The organism is Gordonia rhizosphera NBRC 16068 (assembly GCF_000298195.1).
Taxonomy (GTDB): domain Bacteria; phylum Actinomycetota; class Actinomycetes; order Mycobacteriales; family Mycobacteriaceae; genus Gordonia; species Gordonia rhizosphera.
The window spans coordinates 1-1,026 of record NZ_BAHC01000100.1; the positions used below are offsets into that span (position 1 = coordinate 1).

1 protein-coding gene is annotated in these 1,026 nt (G+C 67.3%); it reads left to right on the top strand.

All coding sequences use genetic code 11. The features are described 5' to 3' along the window. A partial coding sequence (gene mltG / locus GORHZ_RS11445) for an endolytic transglycosylase MltG (RefSeq protein ID WP_006333103.1) occupies positions 1-1,026 on the top strand: 1,026 nt, incomplete at both ends.

A 1,026-nucleotide genomic window follows, 5' to 3' on the forward strand; every position in this document is an offset into this window, starting at 1 on the left:
CCTGCGGGCGTTCGGGGTGTTCGGGCCGTCCGACAAGGACTACTCGAACGCGTCCGGCACCGCCGACGTCATCGTCGACATCCCGGCGAACTCGACATTGAGTGACTTCGGCGTGATCCTGCACGACGCCGACGTGGTCGGCAGCGTGGGGGCGTTCGTGTCCGCGGCGGACGGTCAGACGATGTCGGGGGGCTTCTACAAGCTGCGCACCCAGATCCCGGCGGCGACCGCGGTGGAGATGATGACCGACGGTACCGCTCATCGGGTGGGCCGCATGGTGGTGCCCGAGGGGTTGCAGCTCGACAACAAGACCGGCATCGACGGCAAGATCACGCCCGGCATCTTCCAGATGATCTCCGACGCGACGTCGGTGACGGTCAACGGCGAACAGATCGGGGTGAGCATCACGCAGCTGGAGCAGGCCGCCGCCGACGACACGCCCGAACAGCTCGGCGTGCCGCAGTGGGCCCGTCCCACGGTCGAGAAACTCACCGGGGACCACCGCCGGATCGAGGGACTGATCGCGCCAGGCACCTGGGAGACCATCGACCCGCATCATTCCGCGACGCAGATCCTGCACGATCTCGTCCAGGCGAGCGCGCTGCGCTTCGAGCAGTGGGGTCTGCTGGGCGAGAGCGGATCGTCGCTGACGCCGTACGAGACGCTGGTGGCGGCCTCGGTGGTGGAGCGCGAGGTCGCCAGCCCCGAGGACTATGCCAAGGTCGCACGGGTGATCCTCAACCGGCTGGAGAAGGGACAGCGGCTCGAGATGGACTCGACCGCCAACTACACCGCCCGGGTCACCAACATCGACGTGCACGGCGAGGCCTATCGGGCCGACACCGCGTGGAACACCTACCGTGTCGAGGGGTTGCCGATCACGCCGATCGGCGCCGTCGGGCAGTCGGCGCTGGAGGCGACGTTGCATCCCGCCGACGGGCGCTGGCTCTATTTCGTCACCATCGACCGCGAGGGCACCACCCTGTTCGCCGACACCTTCGAAGAGCACAAGAAGAATCGTGAAAA